General features: G+C 71.3%; 18 protein-coding genes. 16 read left to right on the plus strand and 2 right to left on the minus strand.

Features of this window, described 5'->3' with window-relative positions; genetic code table 11:
• Window position 1 precedes the first annotated feature (1 nt).
• The 4 genes from AC1DP3_RS13330 to AC1DP3_RS13345 all read left to right on the plus strand — a co-directional run bounded on the left by AC1DP3_RS13330 (window position 2) and on the right by AC1DP3_RS13345 (window position 4,181).
• Window positions 2–2,119 (plus strand): RecQ family ATP-dependent DNA helicase, encoded by a 2,118-nt coding sequence (locus AC1DP3_RS13330; RefSeq protein WP_477294017.1) that lies wholly within the window; start codon window positions 2–4, stop codon window positions 2,117–2,119.
• A gap of 153 nt (window positions 2,120–2,272) precedes the next feature.
• Window positions 2,273–2,467 carry a DUF2795 domain-containing protein gene (locus AC1DP3_RS13335; RefSeq protein ID WP_477294018.1) on the plus strand — a complete coding sequence of 65 codons (195 nt, stop codon included), beginning with the start codon at window positions 2,273–2,275 and terminating at the stop codon, window positions 2,465–2,467.
• 60 nt (window positions 2,468–2,527) lie between these two features.
• Complete coding sequence (locus AC1DP3_RS13340; RefSeq protein ID WP_477294020.1) at window positions 2,528–3,322, plus strand: glycosyltransferase family A protein; 795 nt, start codon at window positions 2,528–2,530, stop codon at window positions 3,320–3,322.
• Window positions 3,323–3,401: 79 nt separating this feature from the next.
• The gene (locus AC1DP3_RS13345) at window positions 3,402–4,181 is read left to right on the plus strand and encodes a sigma-70 family RNA polymerase sigma factor (RefSeq protein ID WP_477294022.1); all 780 of its coding nucleotides are present in this window, start codon (window positions 3,402–3,404) and stop codon (window positions 4,179–4,181) included.
• Here the strand turns inward: AC1DP3_RS13345 and AC1DP3_RS13350 are convergent.
• Window positions 4,154–5,149 carry a glycosyltransferase family 9 protein gene (locus AC1DP3_RS13350; RefSeq protein ID WP_477294024.1) on the minus strand — a complete coding sequence of 332 codons (996 nt, stop codon included), beginning with the start codon at window positions 5,147–5,149 and terminating at the stop codon, window positions 4,154–4,156. The two genes, AC1DP3_RS13345 and AC1DP3_RS13350, sit on opposite strands and share 28 nt — an antisense overlap.
• 117 nt (window positions 5,150–5,266) lie before the next feature.
• Here AC1DP3_RS13350 and AC1DP3_RS13355 point away from each other — a divergent pair, with 117 nt between their 5' ends.
• The 7 genes from AC1DP3_RS13355 to AC1DP3_RS13385 all read left to right on the plus strand — a co-directional run bounded on the left by AC1DP3_RS13355 (window position 5,267) and on the right by AC1DP3_RS13385 (window position 11,973).
• A complete protein-coding gene (locus AC1DP3_RS13355; RefSeq protein ID WP_477294181.1) occupies window positions 5,267–5,833 on the plus strand; it encodes a D-glycero-alpha-D-manno-heptose-1,7-bisphosphate 7-phosphatase in 567 nt (188 codons plus the stop codon).
• Window positions 5,830–6,909, plus strand: coding sequence for a glycosyltransferase family 9 protein (locus AC1DP3_RS13360; RefSeq protein WP_477294026.1), 1,080 nt, complete (start codon window positions 5,830–5,832; stop codon window positions 6,907–6,909). Before AC1DP3_RS13355 ends, AC1DP3_RS13360 begins: the two co-directional genes overlap by 4 nt.
• Window positions 6,906–7,919: a glycosyltransferase gene (locus tag AC1DP3_RS13365; protein WP_477294028.1), complete on the plus strand. Its 1,014-nt coding sequence runs from the start codon at window positions 6,906–6,908 to the stop codon at window positions 7,917–7,919. The genes AC1DP3_RS13360 and AC1DP3_RS13365 overlap by 4 nt, the downstream gene beginning before the upstream one ends.
• Window positions 7,916–9,193 carry a glycosyltransferase gene (locus tag AC1DP3_RS13370; RefSeq protein WP_477294030.1) on the plus strand — a complete coding sequence of 426 codons (1,278 nt, stop codon included), beginning with the start codon at window positions 7,916–7,918 and terminating at the stop codon, window positions 9,191–9,193. The genes AC1DP3_RS13365 and AC1DP3_RS13370 overlap by 4 nt, the downstream gene beginning before the upstream one ends.
• Window positions 9,190–9,834 (plus strand): D-sedoheptulose-7-phosphate isomerase, encoded by a 645-nt coding sequence (locus AC1DP3_RS13375; protein ID WP_477294032.1) that lies wholly within the window; start codon window positions 9,190–9,192, stop codon window positions 9,832–9,834. The genes AC1DP3_RS13370 and AC1DP3_RS13375 overlap by 4 nt, the downstream gene beginning before the upstream one ends.
• Window positions 9,831–11,216, plus strand: a complete 1,386-nt coding sequence (locus tag AC1DP3_RS13380) for a PfkB family carbohydrate kinase (protein ID WP_477294034.1) — start codon at window positions 9,831–9,833, stop codon at window positions 11,214–11,216. The genes AC1DP3_RS13375 and AC1DP3_RS13380 overlap by 4 nt, the downstream gene beginning before the upstream one ends.
• A gap of 61 nt (window positions 11,217–11,277) precedes the next feature.
• On the plus strand, window positions 11,278–11,973 hold the full coding sequence (locus tag AC1DP3_RS13385; protein WP_477294036.1) for an SDR family oxidoreductase: 696 nt from the start codon (window positions 11,278–11,280) through the stop codon (window positions 11,971–11,973).
• Here the strand turns inward: AC1DP3_RS13385 and AC1DP3_RS13390 are convergent.
• Window positions 11,939–13,063, minus strand: a complete 1,125-nt coding sequence (locus AC1DP3_RS13390) for a glycosyltransferase family 9 protein (RefSeq protein WP_477294038.1) — start codon at window positions 13,061–13,063, stop codon at window positions 11,939–11,941. The genes AC1DP3_RS13385 and AC1DP3_RS13390 overlap by 35 nt on opposite strands.
• Before the next feature lie 114 nt (window positions 13,064–13,177).
• Here AC1DP3_RS13390 and AC1DP3_RS13395 point away from each other — a divergent pair, with 114 nt between their 5' ends.
• From AC1DP3_RS13395 to AC1DP3_RS13415, 5 genes are all read left to right on the plus strand, one after another.
• Window positions 13,178–14,644 carry a PfkB family carbohydrate kinase gene (locus AC1DP3_RS13395; protein ID WP_477294040.1) on the plus strand — a complete coding sequence of 489 codons (1,467 nt, stop codon included), beginning with the start codon at window positions 13,178–13,180 and terminating at the stop codon, window positions 14,642–14,644.
• A gap of 85 nt (window positions 14,645–14,729) precedes the next feature.
• Window positions 14,730–15,605: an alpha/beta fold hydrolase gene (locus AC1DP3_RS13400; protein ID WP_477294041.1), complete on the plus strand. Its 876-nt coding sequence runs from the start codon at window positions 14,730–14,732 to the stop codon at window positions 15,603–15,605.
• 298 nt (window positions 15,606–15,903) lie between these two features.
• Entirely contained in the window at window positions 15,904–16,254 is a 351-nt protein-coding gene (locus AC1DP3_RS13405; RefSeq protein WP_477294043.1) for a carboxymuconolactone decarboxylase family protein, read from the plus strand.
• A gap of 8 nt (window positions 16,255–16,262) precedes the next feature.
• Entirely contained in the window at window positions 16,263–17,579 is a 1,317-nt protein-coding gene (locus tag AC1DP3_RS13410) for a M20/M25/M40 family metallo-hydrolase (protein WP_477294045.1), read from the plus strand.
• 54 nt (window positions 17,580–17,633) lie between these two features.
• The gene (locus AC1DP3_RS13415) at window positions 17,634–18,341 is read left to right on the plus strand and encodes a GNAT family N-acetyltransferase (RefSeq protein WP_477294047.1); all 708 of its coding nucleotides are present in this window, start codon (window positions 17,634–17,636) and stop codon (window positions 18,339–18,341) included.
• Window positions 18,342–18,377: the final 36 nt, after the last annotated feature.

The raw sequence follows: 18,377 nt of genomic DNA on the forward strand, positions 1-18,377 counted from the left end.
CATGACCTCGATGATTCCCGTGCGCAGCCAGGCCCTCGATGTCCTGCGCACCCTTGTCGGGCGGGATGACGCCGAGTTCCACGACGGGCAGTTCGAGGCGATCGAGGCACTCGTCGAGGGGCGCCGCCGGGCTCTCGTGGTGCAGCGAACCGGGTGGGGCAAGTCGGCGGTGTACTTCGTCGCGACGCTGCTGCTGCGACGGCGCGGAGCAGGACCCACGGTGCTGGTCTCGCCTCTCCTGGCTCTCATGCGAGACCAGATCGCGGCCGCCCAGCGTGCGGGGGTGCGGGCGGTCGCGATCAACTCCACGAACGCGCACGAGTGGCGGGATGTGCTCGCACAGCTCGACCGCGACGAGGTCGACGTGCTGCTGGTGTCTCCCGAGCGGCTCAACAATCCGTCGTTCCGCGACGAGCAGCTCCCCCAGCTCGTGCAGAGGATCGGGCTCCTCGTCGTCGACGAGGCGCACTGCATCAGCGATTGGGGCCACGACTTCCGTCCGGACTATCGCCGGCTCCGAGACCTCATCGCGCGCATCCCGGCAGGAATCCCGGTGCTCGCCACCACCGCGACGGCCAACAGCCGTGTGGTGGCGGATGTCGCAGAGCAGCTGGGTGCGCTCGATCAGAGCGGCGACGAGACCGGCGTCCTCGTCATCCGCGGCCCGCTCGCGCGCACCTCCCTGCGGCTCGGGGTGCTGCGACTGCCCAACGCGCTGAGCCGGCTCGCATGGCTCATCAGCCATCTCGGCGATCTCCCTGGGTCGGGCATCATCTACACGCTCACCGTGGCCGCCGCGAACGACACGGCGCGGCTTCTGCGGGATCGCGGGTACGACGTGCGGGCGTACACCGGACAGACCGACCCCGACGAGCGCGAGGAGTCCGAGTCCCTCTTGAAGGCGAATCGGGTCAAGGCGCTCGTCGCGACGAGCGCCTTGGGGATGGGGTTCGACAAGCCGGATCTCGGGTTCGTCGTCCATCTGGGGGCGCCCTCGTCGCCGGTGTCGTACTACCAGCAGGTCGGGCGCGCGGGGCGCGCGACAGCATCCGCGGATGTCCTCCTCCTCCCCGGTGTCGAAGATCGCGAGATCTGGCACTACTTCGCCACCGCGTCGATGCCGGACCGCGACCGGGCGGAGCGCGTCATCTCAGCCCTGTCGAGCTCACAAGGACCGCTGTCGACGCCGGCGCTCGAGGCGATGGTCGACATCCGCCGCACTCCGCTCGAGCTGCTGCTCAAGGTCCTCGATGTCGACGGCGCGGTTTCGCGCGTGCAGGGCGGCTGGATCGCGACGGGCCAGCCGTGGACGTATGACGACGACCGCTACGGCCGGATCGCCGCGGAGCGCATCGCCGAGCAGCAGCACATGATCGAGTACGAAGAGACGAGCGCATGCCGGATGGAGTTCCTACAGCGTTCCCTGGACGATGCGACCGCGGCGCCGTGCGGTCGCTGCGACAACTGCGCGGGCGCCTGGTTCCCCTCCGCGATCGACGGCGATGCGAGGGATGCCGCGTCCGCCGCCCTCGATCGGGTCGGCGTGCCGATCGAACCGCGCCGCCAGTGGCCGACGGGGGCCGACCGCCTCGGTGTGCCGGTTCGAGGTCGCATCCCCGCCGACGAGCAGGCCGACGAGGGCCGTGCGCTCGCGCGGCTCACCGACCTCGGGTGGGGAGGAACCCTGCGCGAGGTGTTTGCAGCGGGAGCACCGGACACGCCGGTTCCGCCGAATGTGCTCGCTGCCTGCGTGCGGGTGCTCGCCGAGTGGGCGTGGAGTGAACGCCCCGTCGCGGTGGTCGGGATGCCGTCACGATCGAAGCCGCAGCTCGTCGACTCCCTCGCGCGCGGCATCGCCGCAGTCGGACGGATGCCGATGCTCGGCACCCTCGACCTCGTCGACGGCGGGCCGACGGGCGGGCCCGGCGGAAACAGCGCCTTCCGGCTCGCCGGTGTCTGGCAGCGGTTCAGCGCCGCCGGCCTCGATGTTCCGGCCGGCCCGATCCTGCTGATCGACGATCTGATCGACAGCCGGTGGACGGTGACCGTTGCCGCCGCCGAGCTGCGCCGAGCCGGCGCGACGGCGGTTCTCCCGTTCGCGCTCGCACTCCGAGGCTGACGCAAGCCCGTCCCCTGAGGCCGCGGTCGCCCAGGCGCGCGGCATTCCTGCGCTCGAGCAACCGGCCGACATCGTCCGCCCGGTCCTGTCAACCCCTTCGCGCGGTTCGACCGCTCGAACCTACGGTCGCACCCATCTGAACGAGGAGGACCAATGGCACAGAAGCCCACCCCGATCGAACTGCAGAAGTACCTCGGCGGCGTCGACTATCCGGCTTCCAAGGACGAGCTCGTGCAGACTGCGCGTGACAACGGCGCACCGGACGACGTCGTCTCAGCCCTGGAGTCGTCCGGAGAGGACTCCTTCGACGGCCCCACCGCTGTCAGCAGCGCTCTCAGCGGCGGCTGAGTGTCTTCGCGGCGCGAATCCCACGAGTGGGCGCGGCGGGCGACGCCGCCGCGAGCACCCGTGGACGTCCTCATCCCGACCGCCGGACGGGTGAGCGAGCTCGCCGTGACATTGGCGGGACTGGCGGCACAGGATGATCCGCTGTTCCGCGTGGTGATCAGCGATCAGTCCGAGCACGGCGCGACGGAAGGAGCGGTCGTCCAGGCGATGCTGCGGGTGCTGCAGGTCCAGGGGCGCGAAGTGCGGGTGCTGCGCCACCTCCCCCGCCGCGGGATGGCCGAGCACCGCCAATTCCTGCTCGATCAGTCGAATGCCGAGAAGGTGCTCTTCCTGGACGACGACGTCTGGCTCGAACCGGGCCAGCTCGACCGGCTGGCTGACGCCCTCGACCGGCTCGGGTGCGGCTTCGTCGGGGCCGCCGTGCAGGGGCTGTCGTTCCTCGACGACGAGCGACCCGGCGAGCAGGCGACCTTTCGGCTCTGGCCGGATGGCGTGAAGCCCGAGACCGTCCGCCGTGACACGGCCCCTTTCGATCGCTGGCCCCTGCACAATGCCGCCAACCTGACCCACATCGCCGGACGACACGACCTGCCTGAGTGCGGCTGGCTCGCCTACCAGGTCGCGTGGATCGGAGGGTGCGTGATGTTCCGTCGACAGGCGCTGGTGGATGTCGGCGGCTTCGAGTTCTGGAAAGAGCTTCAGCGCGAGCATTCCGGCGAGGACGTCGCCGCCCAGTGGCGCGTGATGGAGCGCTTCGGCGGCGCCGGCATCCTCCCGAGCGGTGCCGTGCACCTCGAGACCCCGACCACGATCCCCCATCGCCCCGTGGATGCCTTCGACGTCGTGCAGTTCTGACGCGGGAGCATTGTGAAGGAGAAGTGCGCGCTTCTCAACCCCCTCGGTGAATTCGCCCGCCGGCACCGACGATCCTCCAATGACCGACAGGGACGTGAGCGCCGCCGACCCGACGCTGTGCCCAGCGTCCACCCCCGAGATGCTGATGATCGCGCACCTCTCGCTCGCAGAGGCGGTGGCGCGGAGGTTCTTCGCGCCGAACGTCGCTCGGGACGAGGACCTCATCCAGGTGGCGTTCATCGGCCTGCTGAATGCGTCCCGCCGGTTTGATCCGGAACGAGGCGTGAGCTTCGCGGTGTTCGCCGTGCCGACCATCTCGGGCGAGATCAAGCGTCATCTGCGCGATCACGGCTGGTTCATCCGCCCACCACGGCAGATCCAGGATCTTCGCGCGCGCATCTCGGAAGCGGGGCCGCGGCTCGCTCAGGAACTCGGAAGAGATCCGTCGATGGCAGAGCTCAGCGAGGATCTCGGAGTGGCGGCCGAACTCGCGCGCGAAGCCCTTGCGAGCGCTCAGCACCTGCACCCGGCATCGCTGGATGCACCGGTGCGCGAAGACGGCTCAGCGACGCTTGCCGACCTGATCCCCGGGCGCGAGGACGAGCAGGAGCACGCCGAGCGCTGCGCGCTGCTGTGGTCAGTGCTGCGCACGCTGCCTCCGCGGGAACGCCGCGTGCTCCAGCTGCGGTTCTTCGAAGAGCGCACTCAGCAGGAGATCGCGACCGAGATCGGTGTCAGCCAGATGCAGGTCTCGCGCATCCTCGCGAAGACCCTGCGAGTCCTGCAGGATCGCATCGTCAACGGCACCGGCGCTGCTCAGGCGGACCGCGCTCAGGCGCCGTTGCCGAGGACGGCGTGAGCGGCCGCGAGGACGTCTTCGGCAGTCACCGCCAGGAGGGCCGGGTCAGGCTCCGCGGCGAAGGTCTCGCCGCGGCGCACTGAGGGGTCCGTCAGGACGATGTGCGGTCCGGGCGGCGGTCCCCAGTTCTCGGGTGCCGCGGGCCCGAAGATCACCACCGACGGACGCGCGTACGCCGAGGCGAGATGCGCCGCACCCGTGTCGGCCGAGACGACCAGCTCGGCGTCTTCGATGACAGCGGCGAACTCGGCCAGGTCGAGGGCGCCCGCGAGCACGGTGTCGTTTCCCAAACCTGCGAGCGACGCGACGGCGGCTGCCCGCTCGCGCTCAGCGGCGCTGCCCGTGAACACGACCCGATGCCCTTCCGCGGCGAGGTGCCGGGCGACCACCGCGAACCTCTCGACCGGCCATTGTCGCGAGCCGTAGAAGGCTCCCACGTGCAGGACCGTCGCCCCCGCGACGCTCCCTCGTCGTGGCGAGGAGAGGAGCCCCACCTCATCGGGATCGCCGGGGATGCCGTACGCGGCGAGCAGCCGGACCCACCGCTCGCGCTCGTGCAGATCGTTCCGCCAGAGCGGCATGCGGGGATCCCCGGCATCCGGCCCGTCGATCTCCTCGACGCGGTGGACGATGGCCAGCCGGGCGGCGAGGGCATCGATCACCCCGCGGCTCTCGGGCCCGCTGCCGTGGAGGTTCACGGCGACATCGACCTCGCCCTCGCGCACGGGCAGCGGCGCGTTCAGCCCGGGAGTGGGGAGGAGCGCATCCACTCCGGCGATGAGACCGACGATCGGCTCCAGCCAGCCGGGCACCGCCAGGGTCAGGCGGTGGTCCGGAAACGCGCGGCGCAGCGCGTGCACAGCCGGAACCGCGACGAGCAGGTCGCCCAGTTTGAGCGCTCGCAGCGCCACGACATCGGGCCTGTCGTCACGGTCTTCGAAGCGGGCGATGTTCGCTTCATCCGGCACGCGGCCAGCCTATTCCCGCGTTTGGGGAGGCCGCCTGGGGCTTGCGGCGAGCGCCGTTGGCGGAGAAGAAGCACCCTCGGCGTTTGAGCAGCAGGAGAAGTGGGCACCACCAGAGGCATGACCGCAGATGGCCCGATCCGCGCCGTGCTCTTCGACCGCGACGGCACGCTCGTCGTGGACGTGCCGTACAACGGCGACCCCGCGCGGGTCCGTCCCCTGCCGACCGCGTCTTTCGCCCTGGGACGACTGCGGCAGGCGGGCATCGCGGTCGGCGTCGTCTCGAATCAGTCCGGCATCGCGCGCGGTCTCGTCACCCGCTCGCAGGTGGATGCTGTCAACGCCCGCGTCGACGAGCTGCTCGGCCCGTTCGACGTCTGGGAGTACTGCCCGCACGCGCCCGCGGACCACTGCCCCTGCCGCAAGCCCCAGCCCGGCATGGTGATCAGCGCGTGCCGTTCGCTCGGCGTCGACCCGGGTGAGACCGTCGTGATCGGGGACATCGGCACCGATCTCGCGGCGGCCCGCGCGGCGGGAGCGCACGGCATCCTCGTGCCGACCCCTGCCACGCGGGTGAAGGAGATCGCAGACGCCGACATGGTCGCGGGCGACCTCGCCGACGCCGTCGAGCTCGTGCTGGCGACGATCCCGGCAGGTCCGGTGAATCGCCGAGAGGTCCGGACATGACCCGCCGCGCGCTCGTCGTGCGGCTGGACAGCGTCGGGGACGTGCTGCTGGCCGGGCCGGCCGTGCGCGCGATCGCCGCGGACCCGTCGATCGACGAGGTGTGGATGCTGTGCAGCTCCGTCGGAGCGGGCGCCGCATCCCTCCTTCCCGGAGTTGACGGAGTCCTCGTCTGGGACTGCCCGTGGATCACGGTCCCCTCCCCTCCGGTGAGCCGCGATCACCTTGCCGTGCTCGACGGCCTCGTGCGCGAGCTGGCCCCCGATCTCGCGATCGTCCTCACCTCCTTCCATCAGTCGCCCCTCCCGATTGCACTCCAGCTGCGGCTCGCGGGTGTGCCCTGGATCGCGGGGGCGTCTGTGGACTACGCCGGCGCGCTGCTGGACGTGAGGCTCAGGCCCGGGGAGGACTTTCCTGAAAATCAGCCTGAGGCCGAGCGCGCCCGCGCCATCGCTGCGGCGGCGGGGTTCACACTCCCGCCCGGCGACATCGGGGAGCTCCGCATCGAGTCATCCGCTGCGACGCCGCCCGAGGTCGACGCGCTGGGCGCATTCATCGTCGTCCACCCCGGCGCCTCCGCATCCGCGCGTCGATGGCCCTCCGACCACTTCGCCGAAGTGGTGCGACAGCTGGACGCCCGGGGCATCTCCGTCGCGGTGACCGGCGGGCCGGACGAGATCGACCTCACCGCCGAGGTGTCGGGGGGCGGCGCCCACGCGCTGGATCTCGGCGGGGTGACGGCGCTTCCGGCACTCGCCGCCCTGCTCGCCCGCGCGAGCGTCGTCATCACGGGCAACACCGGGCCCGCGCACGTCGCCGCGGCCGTCGGCACGGCGGTGGTCAGCCTGTTCTCGCCTGTCGTGCCCGCCGTCCGCTGGGCGCCGTACGGCGTGCCGTTCGTGCTCCTCGGCGATCAGCACGCTCCGTGCCGCGACTCTCGAGCCCGAGAATGCCCGGTCCCCGGTCACCCGTGCCTGTCGTCCGTGTCGCCCGAGCAGGTGGTCGCGGCGTGCCTCGAACTGGCGCCCGAACTCGTCCAAGGATCACGAGTCCGCGACCTCGAGAGCGGGCGACGATGAGAGTCCTGATGTGGCACGTGCACGGTGGGTACACCGACGCGTTTGTGCGCGGCCACCACGACTACCTTCTGCCCGTGGACCCGCACGGCGGAGGACTGCTCGGGCGGGAGTGGCCGGCAGCGCAGGAGATCGCCGCTGAGGATCTGCGCACCGCCGACCTCGACGTCGTGGTGCTGCAGCGCCCCGAGGAGCTCGCACTCGCCGAGCGTCTCACAGGTCGCCGATTGGGGCGGGATCTCGCGGCCGTGTACCTGGAGCACAACACCCCGAAGCCGGATGCGGCGAGCAGCCGGCATCCGCTCGCCGATCGTGACGACATCCCGATCGTGCACGTCACCCACTTCAACCGCCTCTTCTGGGACAACGGCCACGCGCGGACGATCGTGGTCGAGCACGGTGTCCCCGATCCCGGCCCCCTCTACACGGGCGAGCTGCCTCGCCTGGGGGCGGTCGTCAACGAGCCGGTGCGGCGCGGGCGCATCACCGGCACCGACCTGCTGCCGGCGTTCGCTGCCGTCGCGCCGGTCGACGTCTTCGGCATGAAGGGCGAGACACTCCCCGAGGCGCTCGAGGTGGCCCGGGAATCGGTCACACCGGCCGGTGATCTGCGCCCCGCCGAGCTCCACGCCGAGCTGGCCCGCCGGCGGGTGTACCTGCATCCCTTCCGCTGGACCTCGCTCGGACTCGCCCTCCTCGAGGCGATGCATCTCGGGATGCCGGTGGTCGGTCTCGCCGCGACCGAGGCGCCGCGCGCGGTTCCTCCCGAGGCCGGCGTCATGTCCAACGATCTCGACGAGCTGTCGTCCGCGCTCCGCGCACTCATCCACGACCCGGATCTTGCGCGCGATCGCGGGCGTGCGGCGCGTCGGCATGCGCTCGAGCACTACGGTCTCGACGCGTTCCTCAGCCGCTGGGACGACGTTCTCCACGACATCGCGTCCGATCATCCGCGGCCGCGCCTGCTCCCGTCCTCGGTATCGCACCGCTATTCGCAGAGGAGTCTGCAATGAGAATCTCGATGGTCTCGGAGCACGCCAGTCCGCTCGCGATCCTGGGGGGTGTCGACGCCGGCGGACAGAACGTCCACGTCGCCGCCCTCTCGCAAGAGCTCGCCGCACGCGGGCACCAGGTCACCGTCTACACCCGGCGCGACGACCCCGGAGTCCGCGAACGCGTTCCCCTCTGCCGGGGAGTCGAAGTCGTGCAGGTGGATGCCGGTCCGCCCCAGGAGGTCTCGAAAGACCTTCTGCTCCCCCACATGGGCGAATTCGGCGACCGGCTCGCGGAGTACTGGCGGGAGGATCCGCCGGACGTCGTGCACAGCCACTTCTGGATGTCGGGGCTGGCAGCCCTGGACGCCGCCCGTCGCCCTGATGCTCCGCGTCCTCCCGTCGTGCACACGTTCCACGCCCTCGGCGTCGTCAAGCGCCGCCACCAGGGAGAGGAGGACACGAGCCCCGCCGAGCGTGCGGAACTCGAGCCGCGCGTCGGCCGCGAGGCCGATGCGGTGGTCGCGACCTGCTCGGACGAGGCCTTCGAGCTGATCCCTCTCGGGGTTCCGTCCTCGCATATCTCGGTGGTGCCGTGCGGCGTCGACGTCTCCCTGTTCACGCCCGATGGGCCGGCGGAGCACAAGCAGCGCCCGTTCCGGATCATGACGGTCGGTCGCCTCGTCCCCCGCAAAGGCGTGGGCCTGACCATCTCGGCTCTCGCGCGACTCGCCGAAGTGGGACGCGACGACATCGAGCTCGTCATCGTCGGCGGCTCGCGGGGCGCGGATCGCATCGACGAGGACGCCGACGTCCAGCGGCTCGCCGCCCACGCACGCGCGGAGGGCGTCGAGCGGCTGGTCACCTTCCGCGGGCAGCTGTCGCAGGCCGAGCTGCCCGCCGTGGTCCGCTCAGCCGACCTCGTCGTGTGCGCGCCCTGGTACGAGCCCTTCGGCATCGTGCCGCTGGAGGCGATGGCGGCAGGAGTGCCCGTCGTGGCGGCGTCCGTGGGCGGCCTCATCGACAGCGTCGTGCACCTCGGCACCGGCATCCATGTCCCACCTCGCGATCCCGACGCCATCGCCGACGCGGTGACCGAGCTGCTGGCTGACCCGGCGCTCTTGCACGAGCTGGGCAGAGCCGGGGTGGAGCGCGTGCGCCGGCGCTACACCTGGCCGAAGGTCGCCGCCGACACGGAGCGGGTGTACCGCAAGGTGATCGCGGCCCAGAAGGCATCGACCTCGACCTCGCTTCGAGCGGCTCGGTCCACGCCCATCGCAGGGAGCTCACGATGACCGCCACCGGCCTCGTTGCCGTGCCCGCACTGCCCGCGGACCGGACACTCGCCCTCGCCCTCAAGGCCCATCTGGCCGAGCATGCGGGCGTGATGGCGTCCCTCGAGGGCAGCGTCCCCACTCTGGTGACATGGGGTGAGCGGCTCGCCGCGGCGCTCATGGCCGGGGGACGGCTCCTCGCCGCAGGCAACGGCGGGTCCGCCGCAGAGGCGCAGCACCTCACGGCTGAGATCGTCGGCCGCTTCGATGGCGAGCGCCGGCCGTTCTCGGCGATCGCGCTGCATGCCGAGACGTCCAGCGTGACGGCCATCGGGAACGACTACGGCTTCGACGAGGTGTTCGCCCGCCAGGTGGCCGCCCACGCGCGAAAGGGCGACATCCTGTTCCTGCTCTCCACGAGCGGCCGCAGCCCCAACCTGCTGCGGGCAGCGCAGGCCGGACGCCGCGCGGGCGCGGTGACGTGGGCTCTCACGGGCGAGGAGCCCAACCCGCTCGCCGCCGAGTGCGATGAGCGCATCGCCCTGACCGGCAGCGGCGCAGCCGTCCAGGAGGCGCAGCTGGTCGCACTGCACCTGCTCTGCCGGGTCTTCGATCACGCGGTCCACAGGCGCGATGCGGTCAGGGAGGGGCGCCGACCATGAGGATCACCGTGGTGGGGGATGTGCTGCTCGACGTGGACGTCGACGGTCGCGCGGAGCGGCTGAGTCCCGATGGGCCGGTGCCGGTGCTCAGCGTCGACAGTCGGACGGAGCGGGCCGGCGGGGCGGGACTGGTCGCCGCGATGCTGGCGGGAGACGGGGTGGAGGTCACACTCGTCACGGCGTTCGGGAACGACTCCGGCGCCGCGGTCCTCCGCCGGCTCCTCGATTCCCTGGGAGGCGAAGCGGCTCTGGACATCGTGGCGGCGCGCTATGACGGTCCGACGCCCACGAAGACGAGGCTGCGCGCAGCCGATCACTCGGTCGTCCGGATGGACGAAGGATGCGACGAGATCATCGCCGCGGAGGCGACCGACGCGATGATCGCGGCGGTGGAGTCCGCCGAGGCCATCCTCGTCTCGGACTACGGTCGCGGCCTCACCGCCGACCCCCGGCTGCGTGAAGCATTGACCCGAGCCGGTGCGCGGGTGCCGCTCGTCTGGGACCCGCACCCCCGAGGAGCCACGCCTGTTGCGACCGCGGCGGCAGTCACCCCGAACCTTCCCGAGGCTCTCGCCTCCGCCGGGTGCTCCGGCACGGGCATCCCTGCCGCCTCGGATGCTGCCGCGCGGCTTGCGACGGCGTGGGGTGTGCGGGCGGTGATCGTCACGCTGGGCTCGCGCGGGGCACTGATGCACACGCCGGATGCGGCATCCGGTCTCCCCCATGTCGTGCCCGCGCTGCCCGTGATGGCGCACGACACGTGCGGCGCGGGCGACCGGTTCGCCGCGTCGCTGACCGGCGCGCTCGTCTCGGGTGCGTCGCTCGCCGCGGCCACGCAGTCTGCGGTCTCGGCAGCCGGTCGCTTCCTCGCCCAGGGCGGCGTCGCCGGCCGGTCGCATTCCTTCGACGGGCGGATGCTGTCGGCCCCGACGGATGCGCTGGCCGTCGCCCGCGCCACGCGGGGCGCCGGGGGCATCGTGGTGGCGACCGGCGGCTGCTTCGACCTGCTGCACGCCGGACATGCGCGGACCCTGGCCGCGGCTCGCGCCCTCGGGGACTGCCTGATCGTCTGCCTCAACAGCGACGACTCGGTGCGCCGCCTCAAAGGCTCGGAGCGGCCCATCATGGGGCAGGACGACCGGCGGGAGCTTCTGCTCGCCCTCGAGTGCGTCGATGCCGTTGAGGTGTTCGAGGAGAGCACGCCCGAGGCCGCGCTCCGGCGCATCGCTCCCGACATCTGGGTCAAGGGCGGCGATTACGTCGCGGAGGAGCTGCCCGAGACCGCGGTCCTCGCGGAGTGGGGCGCCCGCACGGTCACCGTGCCGTACCACCCGGGCCGATCCACGACGGGGCTGGCCGGCGCCCTGGCGCGGGTGGGCTAGAGCCCCTCAGCATCCGTCTTCACCGTTCGACCGACCCCGATCGCCCCTCGAAAGGAGCACCATGTCTGCTGACCGACCACTCGGCACCGTCCTGATCACCGGCGGTGGTTCCGGCCTCGGCGCCGCCGTCGCCGCCGCCGTTCGCGCAGGTGGTGGCAGAGCCGTCGTCCTCGACCTGGACGTCTCGGCCGTCGGAGAGGACTCGTACGCCTGCGACGTCTCGGACACCCGGGCGACCGAGGCGCTGGTCTCCGAGCTCGCCGGGCGCTACGGCGGCCTCGACGCCGTGGTCACCGCGGCCGGCATCGACCGCCCCGCTCCTCTCGACGCCCTGCCGGGCGACCAGTGGGAGAAGATCGTCGGGGTGAACCTGCTCGGCACGGTGGCGGTCGTGCGCTCAGCCCTGCCGGCGCTCAAGGAGTCGCACGGACGAGTCGTGGTGATCGCCTCGTCGCTGGCCCTGCGAGCGCTGGGAGACGCCACGGCATACTGCGCGTCGAAGTTCGGCGTGCTGGGTTTCGCACGCGCGCTCGCCGCCGAGACGAAGGGGAGCCTCGGAGTCACGACGGTGTTCCCGGCCGGGATGCGCACGCGCTTCTTCGACGGACGCGACGAGCAGTACAAGCCGGGACCCGACGCGAACCTCATCGACCCGGCCTCGGTCGCCGATGCCATCGTCTTCGCGCTGCGTCAGCCGGCCGGTGTCGAGCTCCGCGAGCTGGTCATGTGCCCCGAGGACGAGCCCTCCTGGCCGTGACGGGGAGCAGATCCCGCGCGTCGGCATACACGTTCTCGACGCTGACGTCGGCGACGAGGGATTCCTCGTGCTCGCAGCGCTCCGCGGTCCAGCCGACCTGAGTGAGGTCGGCGCCGCACACCGGGCAGTGCGTGGTCCATGCCAGCTGCACCCGATGACGGCGGCGCGTGAGCGGCCCCGCGTTAAGCAGGTTTCCGAACCAGTAGACGCTCACCGTCGGCGCGCCGACCGCCTGGGCGAGATGCCGCGGCCCGCTGTCGTTGCCGACGAAGAGGTCGGCCGCCGAGAGCACCGCGACCAGCTCCGTCATGGTGAGCCGGCCGGCGAGCGAGACGATGTCCTGGCCCCCTGCCGCGATGGCGTCGGAGGCGATCGCGTCGGCGAGACCGGCATCCGTCCCCTCGCCGATCAGCACCACCCGCATCCCATCGCTCGAGAGTCGCAGCGCCACGTCGACGAACCGGTCGGCCGGCCACCGCCGACGAGGGTCGCTGGCACCCGGATGGATCACGGCGACGCCATCCGGAGCGGGGCCGATGAGCTCGTTGCCTCGCACCGGCTCGTGAGCGGCGACGGCCAGGCGCGCCTCGGCGCCGACCGAGGGCGCGCCCGCCAGGGCGACGGTCTCGAGCCACCGGATCACCTCGTGCTGGTAGTAGACGTACGGGAGGCAGCGCTCCAGCGCCGCGGCGTCGGGCGTTCGGGTGCCCACCGTGTGCCGAGCGCGAAGGCGCTGAACGAAAGGGTTGGAGTAGCGTCCGCCGCCGTGCAGCTGGCAGGCGAGGTCGAAGCGCTCCCGACGCATCCGTCCGAAGAACCGGTCGGCACGGGCAGGATCGTCCGCGTCTCCGAACACCCCTCGAGCCGGCGGCAGGACCTCGACTCGACTCACCGGCCCACCGCGCTCGCCCAGCAGAGCGCGGTGCATCGGCGTCCCGAGCAGCACGATCTCCGCCTCCGGGTAGGCCGCGGCGAGCGCGTCGACGGCAGGGAGCACGAACACCAGGTCGCCGAGCCCGCCCCCGCGGAGGACCGCGATCTTCAGGACGTCCTCGAAGGGCTGCGTATCGGCCAGCGCCCTCGCTCTCACGTGTCCATCCCTCCGCCCGCGTCCCCGACGTACTCAGTTCCCCGTCGGGCTCCGCCTGAAACCTGGCCCTTCGTCCCAGGTGTGAGCACACAGGCATCGGGGTACAGAGCGCACATGAGCGGCGACCTGGACGACTTCCTCGACCGGCTCGGCCGCGCACAGCCCAGGATCACCGTCGTCGGCGACGCGATGCTCGACCGATGGGTGAGGGGCGGCGTGACACGCATCAGTCGCGAAGCGCCCGTGCCCGTGGTCGAAGTGGATGAGGACGCGCCCGAGGAGTGCGCCGGCGGTGCCGCCAACACGGCGATGAATCTCGCAGCCCTGGGGGCGCGGGTCCGGCTGATCGCCGCGGTCGCCGACGACGCCGCAGGGCGCCGGCTGCTCGAGATCCTGGAGGAAGGCGGAGTGGACACCTCGCAGGTCGCCGTAAGCGATCGCGGCACGACACCGTCGAAGACGAGGATCCTCGGCGGCGATCAGCTGGTGGTGCGCATCGATCAGGGGGTGCGCCCGCGCTTCTCGGAGGCCGCGCTGGCTTCGGTCGACGCGGCGCTCGCCGCGCACGACCCCGACACCGTGCTCGTCGTGTGCGACTACGGTGCGGGACTCCTCGACCGGGCTGCCGACGTGCTGATGCGGAGTCCGCGGCCTCGGGCCATGATCGTGGATGCTCACGACCTCCGGCGGTGGGCATCGATCCGGCCCGACATCGTGACGCCGAACTGCCGCGAGGCGGAACTGCTGCTCGGGAGGGCTCTGCCCGACCCGGGAAGGCCCGACGCGGTCGGCCACGCAGCGGGTGAACTCCTCGAGGCGGCGGGGGCGGCGACCGCTGTTGTCACGCTCGACCGCGAGGGCACCGTCGTGCTGGAGGCGGGCCGCACTACGGCGAGGACGTACGCGCGGCTGGCACCGGAGCGCCAGGCGAGCGGAGCGGGTGACACCTTCACCGCCGCGCTCGCCGCCGGGGTCGCCGTCGGTGTGCCGCTGCCCGCGGCGGCGCGGCTCGCTCAGCGCGCGGCCGATGTCGTGACCGGTCGGGACGGGACTTCGGTGTGCAGTGCCGCCGACCTTCGTGCGGCGGGGATCGGCGGAACGTCCAGCCCCGTCGCCATGGCCGAGCTGCGTGAGGCGCTGCGCGCCGAGCGGGGGCACGGCCGGAAGGTCGTCTTCACCAATGGATGCTTCGACGTGCTGCACCTCGGTCACACGCGGCATCTGCGTCAGGCGAAGGAGCTCGGGGACGTGCTGGTGGTCGCTGTGAACGACGATGCGTCCGTGCGCCGCCTCAAGGGATCCGGACGGCCGGTGAACCCGATCGAGGACCGCGTGGCCCTGATCGAGTCGCTCGGCTTCGTCGACCACGTGATCGTCTTCTCCGAGGACCGCCCCGTGGCGCTGCTGGCCGAGCTGCGGCCGGAGATCTACGCCAAGGGCGGCGACTACACCCCGGAGATGCTCGAGGAGACGGACGTGGTGCGCGGCTACGGCGGCGAAGTGCGGATTCTCGACTATCTGCCCGCGCATTGCACGACGCACATCGTCGAGCGGATCGTCACGGGGTCGATTCCCCGTTGATCGGACGCGCGGGCGCCATAGGAGGCGACCGCGTCGGGCGATAGGGTGCCATCGAAGCCACGAAGGTGTCGGGGAAGGCTCATCGATGCGTGCTCCCGACCGTCCAACACGCATCGTCGGCACCAGTGGCGGCCCGGTGGAGATCGTCAGGCTGGCAGGAGAGCGACCTCCCGTGCTCTTCTTTCCGGGCGGACATTGCGCGGCGGCATGCGACTGCGGATGGAGCCTGTACACCGACTCGGGCTATGGAGTGGTCTCGTTCTCCAGGCCCGGGTATGGCGGCACGCGCGTCGGGGCGCTCAGCCCGGCGGCGTTCGCTCCGCTGGTGCGGGAAGTGTGCGAGTCCCTGAACATCGGAGAGGTGGCGGGGTCGGTCGGAGTGTCGTTCGGAGGAATGCATGCGGTGCACGCCGCGCTGCAGCCCGAGCTCGCGATCGAGCGCCTGGTGCTGCACAGCTGCGCCCCCTCCCGCCTCGACTACCCCGATACGGCGGCGGAAGCGATCGGCGGCCGCGTCGTCTTCTCCCCTCCGCTGGAGACTCTCGTGTGGCGCCTCCTGCATCGCTCCGTCGGCTCCGATGGAGGGCTTCGACGCATGATGGCACGTCTCTCCACGCGCCCCATCGACGAGTGGTGGGGTGACCTGACCGACGAGGACAGGAATGAGCTGCGCGCGCTGTTCCGCTCAATGCGCTCAGATTCCGGGTTCGCCCACGACCTTCGCCATGGCGGCCGCCACCACGCGAGCGAACGAGCATCCGCCCTCGCAAGAGTTGCCTGCCCGACCCTCGTGACCGCCTCCCGCCATGACGGCGGAGTGTCGTTCGACCACTCGGAAGACCTCGCCGCAGCGATCCCCGGTGCGCGCCTCATCGAAGTCGACACGTCGAGTCACATCTTCTGGATCGGCCCTGGGCGAGACCACCTCTCGTCCGTCGTCCGGTCATTTCTGCCTGAGTGACAGCACTCTGAAGCCGGTGCCGAACCCCGCGCGAAGAGCTGCTGCGTCGGTCGCCCCACGCCGCCGATGGCAAAGAAGAAGCCCCGACTGTTACCACACAGCCGGGGCGAGACGGATGAGAAGTCCGCCTATCCCCTCCAGCGTATCGCACTCCACACCTCGAAGACCGGGAAAGCCCTGGATGCCGCGCGGGGGTTGCATGACGCCGGACGTCATCGAGGGAAGAGCGGTCGCGTTCAGCCCGTTACCGTGTAGCGGGCCATGCCGCTGCGTGGCCGCCGACCGACGAGGAGAGCACGTGTCCGACTACTTCGACCGCACCGCCGACAAGACCTACACGCGGGTGTACAAGGCCGAGACCCCCGACATCCTCGCTGCGTTCGCAGCGTTCGACCAGGCGGTCTTCGCCACCGAGGGCCGGGAGATCCCGCTGAAGTACCGCGAGCTGATCGCCCTGGCGGTCGGCATCACCACGCAGTGCGTGTACTGCATCGACGGGCACTCGCAGAACGCGGTGCGCGCGGGAGCGAGCGAAGCGGAGCTCGCCGAGGCCGCCTGGGTCGCGACCGCGATCCGCGCGGGCGGAGGCTATGCGCACGGTCGGCTCGCGTTCAAGCTCGCCGACGACGCGCGCGTGCACCAGCACTGATTACGGGCATGACGATCCCCACTGCACTCGAGCGGGAGGCGCTGGAGTTCATCCGGGCGCTGATCCGGATCGACAGCGTCAACACCGGTGACCTCGCCACGATCGGCGATGGCGAGACCCGGGCGGCGCTGTTCGTCAAGGAGAAGCTCGAGGAAGTGGGCTACGAGGTGACTCTGGTCGAGCCGCGACCGGGGCGCGGCAGCGTCGTGGCACGGCTCCGCGGCGCCGACCCGGAGGCCGGGGCCCTCGTCGTCCACGCCCATCTCGACGTCGTACCCGTCGACGAGGCGGACTGGACGCATCCGCCCTTCGGCGCCGAGATCCACGACGGGATCCTCTACGGGCGCGGGGCCGTGGACATGAAGAACTACGCCGGCACGATCCTCGCGATCGCGCGCGCCTTCCGCAGGGAGGGGACCGTGCCCCGCCGCGACCTCATCTTCGCGTTCTTCGCCGACGAGGAGGCCGGGGGCGTGTGGGGCGCACGCTGGATCGTGAAGCACCAGCCGGAGCTCTTCGCCGGCGCGACGGAGGCCATCAGCGAGGTCGGCGGCTTCTCCATCCCCATCGACGCCGACCGCCGCGCGTACCTGGTGGCGACCGCCGAGAAGGGGGTCGCCTGGGCCACCGTCACCGCCCGGGGGCGCGCTGCGCACGGCTCGCGTCCGACGCCCGACAACGCGGTGGTGCGGCTCGCCCGCGCGGTGTCCGCCATCGGGGAGCACCGGTTCCCCGTCATCCGCACGCCCGCGCTGACCCGCTTCCTCGACACGTTCGGCGCGTATCGCGGGCTGGCCTTCTCGGACGAGAATCTGGATGCCGAGCTCGCCGAGCTCGGATTCGTCTCGTCGCTGATCGGGGCCACGACGCGCAACACGGTCTCACCCACTGTGCTGCTCGCCGGCGGAAAGACGAACGTGATCCCGGCCGAGGCGTCCGCGCGCCTCGACATCCGGATCCTCCCCGGTCAGAGCGAGGCACTTCGCGCCGAGCTCGCCGAGGTCGCGGGCGATGGGGTCGACATCGAGTGGGGTCGTGAGGTGGCGGCGATCGAATCGCCTCCGGATGCCCCGATCCTCGACGTCCTGCAAGCGGCGATCACCGCCGAGGACCCCGGCGGGCTCGTCGTGCCGTATCTTCTGCCGGCGAGCACCGACAACAAGCACCTCGCGCGACTCGGCATCCGGGGGTACGGCTTCGTGCCCCTGCGCGTTGCCTCCGACTTCGACGTCTTCGGCGAGTTCCATGCCGCGGACGAGCGGATCCCGGTCGACGCACTCCATTTCTCCACTCGGGTGACCGAGCAGATCCTGCGCACCGCCTGAGGCCCTCGCCACGCCGTTCCCCACCCGCTCGCCCACCCTGAATCGGACATCCCCATGACTTCTCGACTCGATCTGCAGCCCGACATCGACGTCCTCGACAACCCGGCCTGGCACTCCCTCAACGGCCCCCACTCGTCGTTCGCGATCGGCGGCGACCTGGCACGGCGCTACCCCGAAGACGTGGCGCCCTTCGTGGCTGTGCGGTCGTGGGACGACCCGCAGGTGTGGGATGCCCTCATCGAACTCGTCGGACCGGGCGCCGAGATCGGCGTCAACGGCGTCGACATCGCGCTTCCGCCCGGGTGGGAGGAGCTCGGGCGGGGAGCCGGCGTTCAGCTCGTCGAGACCGAGGCCCTGTCGACCCGTCCGGATGACGAGGCGATCCTCCTCGGCGCGGACGATGTGCCCGAGATGCTCGCCCTCGTGGAGCGCAACCAGCCCGGCCCGTTCCGCCCGCGCACGTACGAGCTCGGCCGCTACATCGGCATCCGACGCGAAGGGCGCCTCGTGGCGATGGCCGGCGAGCGCCTGCACCCGCAGGGATGGACCGAGATCAGCGCCGTGGCGACGGATGCCGAATACCGCCGCCAGGGCCTCGCATCGCGCCTCGTGCTGGATGTGGCCTTCCACATCCAGAGCAGGGGTGACCGCGCTCTGATGCATGCCGCCGCCACCAACGTCGGGGCGATCGCCGCGTACGAGCGGCTGGGCTTCACGCTGCGGCGGCACACCGTGTTCGCGGCCGTTCGCACACCCCGGTAGCCACCTCCAGCCGGCGCGGCCGCGAAGCAGGCGCCT

This window comes from Microbacterium sp. P5_B6, assembly GCF_056400345.1.

What these genes read in the sequence shown, in the direction of transcription:
- AC1DP3_RS13380 (WP_477294034.1), top strand. Translation starts at nt 9,831, where the DNA reads ATGAGGATCACCGTGGTGGGGGATGTGCTGCTCGACGTGGACGTCGAC.
- AC1DP3_RS13370 (WP_477294030.1), top strand. Translation starts at nt 7,916, where the DNA reads ATGAGAATCTCGATGGTCTCGGAGCACGCCAGTCCGCTCGCGATCCTG.
- AC1DP3_RS13345 (WP_477294022.1), top strand. Translation starts at nt 3,402, where the DNA reads ATGACCGACAGGGACGTGAGCGCCGCCGACCCGACGCTGTGCCCAGCG.
- AC1DP3_RS13385 (WP_477294036.1), top strand. Translation starts at nt 11,278, where the DNA reads ATGTCTGCTGACCGACCACTCGGCACCGTCCTGATCACCGGCGGTGGT.
- AC1DP3_RS13360 (WP_477294026.1), top strand. Translation starts at nt 5,830, where the DNA reads ATGACCCGCCGCGCGCTCGTCGTGCGGCTGGACAGCGTCGGGGACGTG.
- AC1DP3_RS13365 (WP_477294028.1), top strand. Translation starts at nt 6,906, where the DNA reads ATGAGAGTCCTGATGTGGCACGTGCACGGTGGGTACACCGACGCGTTT.
- AC1DP3_RS13395 (WP_477294040.1), top strand. Translation starts at nt 13,178, where the DNA reads ATGAGCGGCGACCTGGACGACTTCCTCGACCGGCTCGGCCGCGCACAG.
- AC1DP3_RS13375 (WP_477294032.1), top strand. Translation starts at nt 9,190, where the DNA reads ATGACCGCCACCGGCCTCGTTGCCGTGCCCGCACTGCCCGCGGACCGG.
- AC1DP3_RS13415 (WP_477294047.1), top strand. Translation starts at nt 17,634, where the DNA reads ATGACTTCTCGACTCGATCTGCAGCCCGACATCGACGTCCTCGACAAC.
- AC1DP3_RS13330 (WP_477294017.1), top strand. Translation starts at nt 2, where the DNA reads ATGACCTCGATGATTCCCGTGCGCAGCCAGGCCCTCGATGTCCTGCGC.
- AC1DP3_RS13335 (WP_477294018.1), top strand. Translation starts at nt 2,273, where the DNA reads ATGGCACAGAAGCCCACCCCGATCGAACTGCAGAAGTACCTCGGCGGC.
- AC1DP3_RS13410 (WP_477294045.1), top strand. Translation starts at nt 16,263, where the DNA reads ATGACGATCCCCACTGCACTCGAGCGGGAGGCGCTGGAGTTCATCCGG.
- AC1DP3_RS13400 (WP_477294041.1), top strand. Translation starts at nt 14,730, where the DNA reads ATGCGTGCTCCCGACCGTCCAACACGCATCGTCGGCACCAGTGGCGGC.
- AC1DP3_RS13355 (WP_477294181.1), top strand. Translation starts at nt 5,267, where the DNA reads ATGACCGCAGATGGCCCGATCCGCGCCGTGCTCTTCGACCGCGACGGC.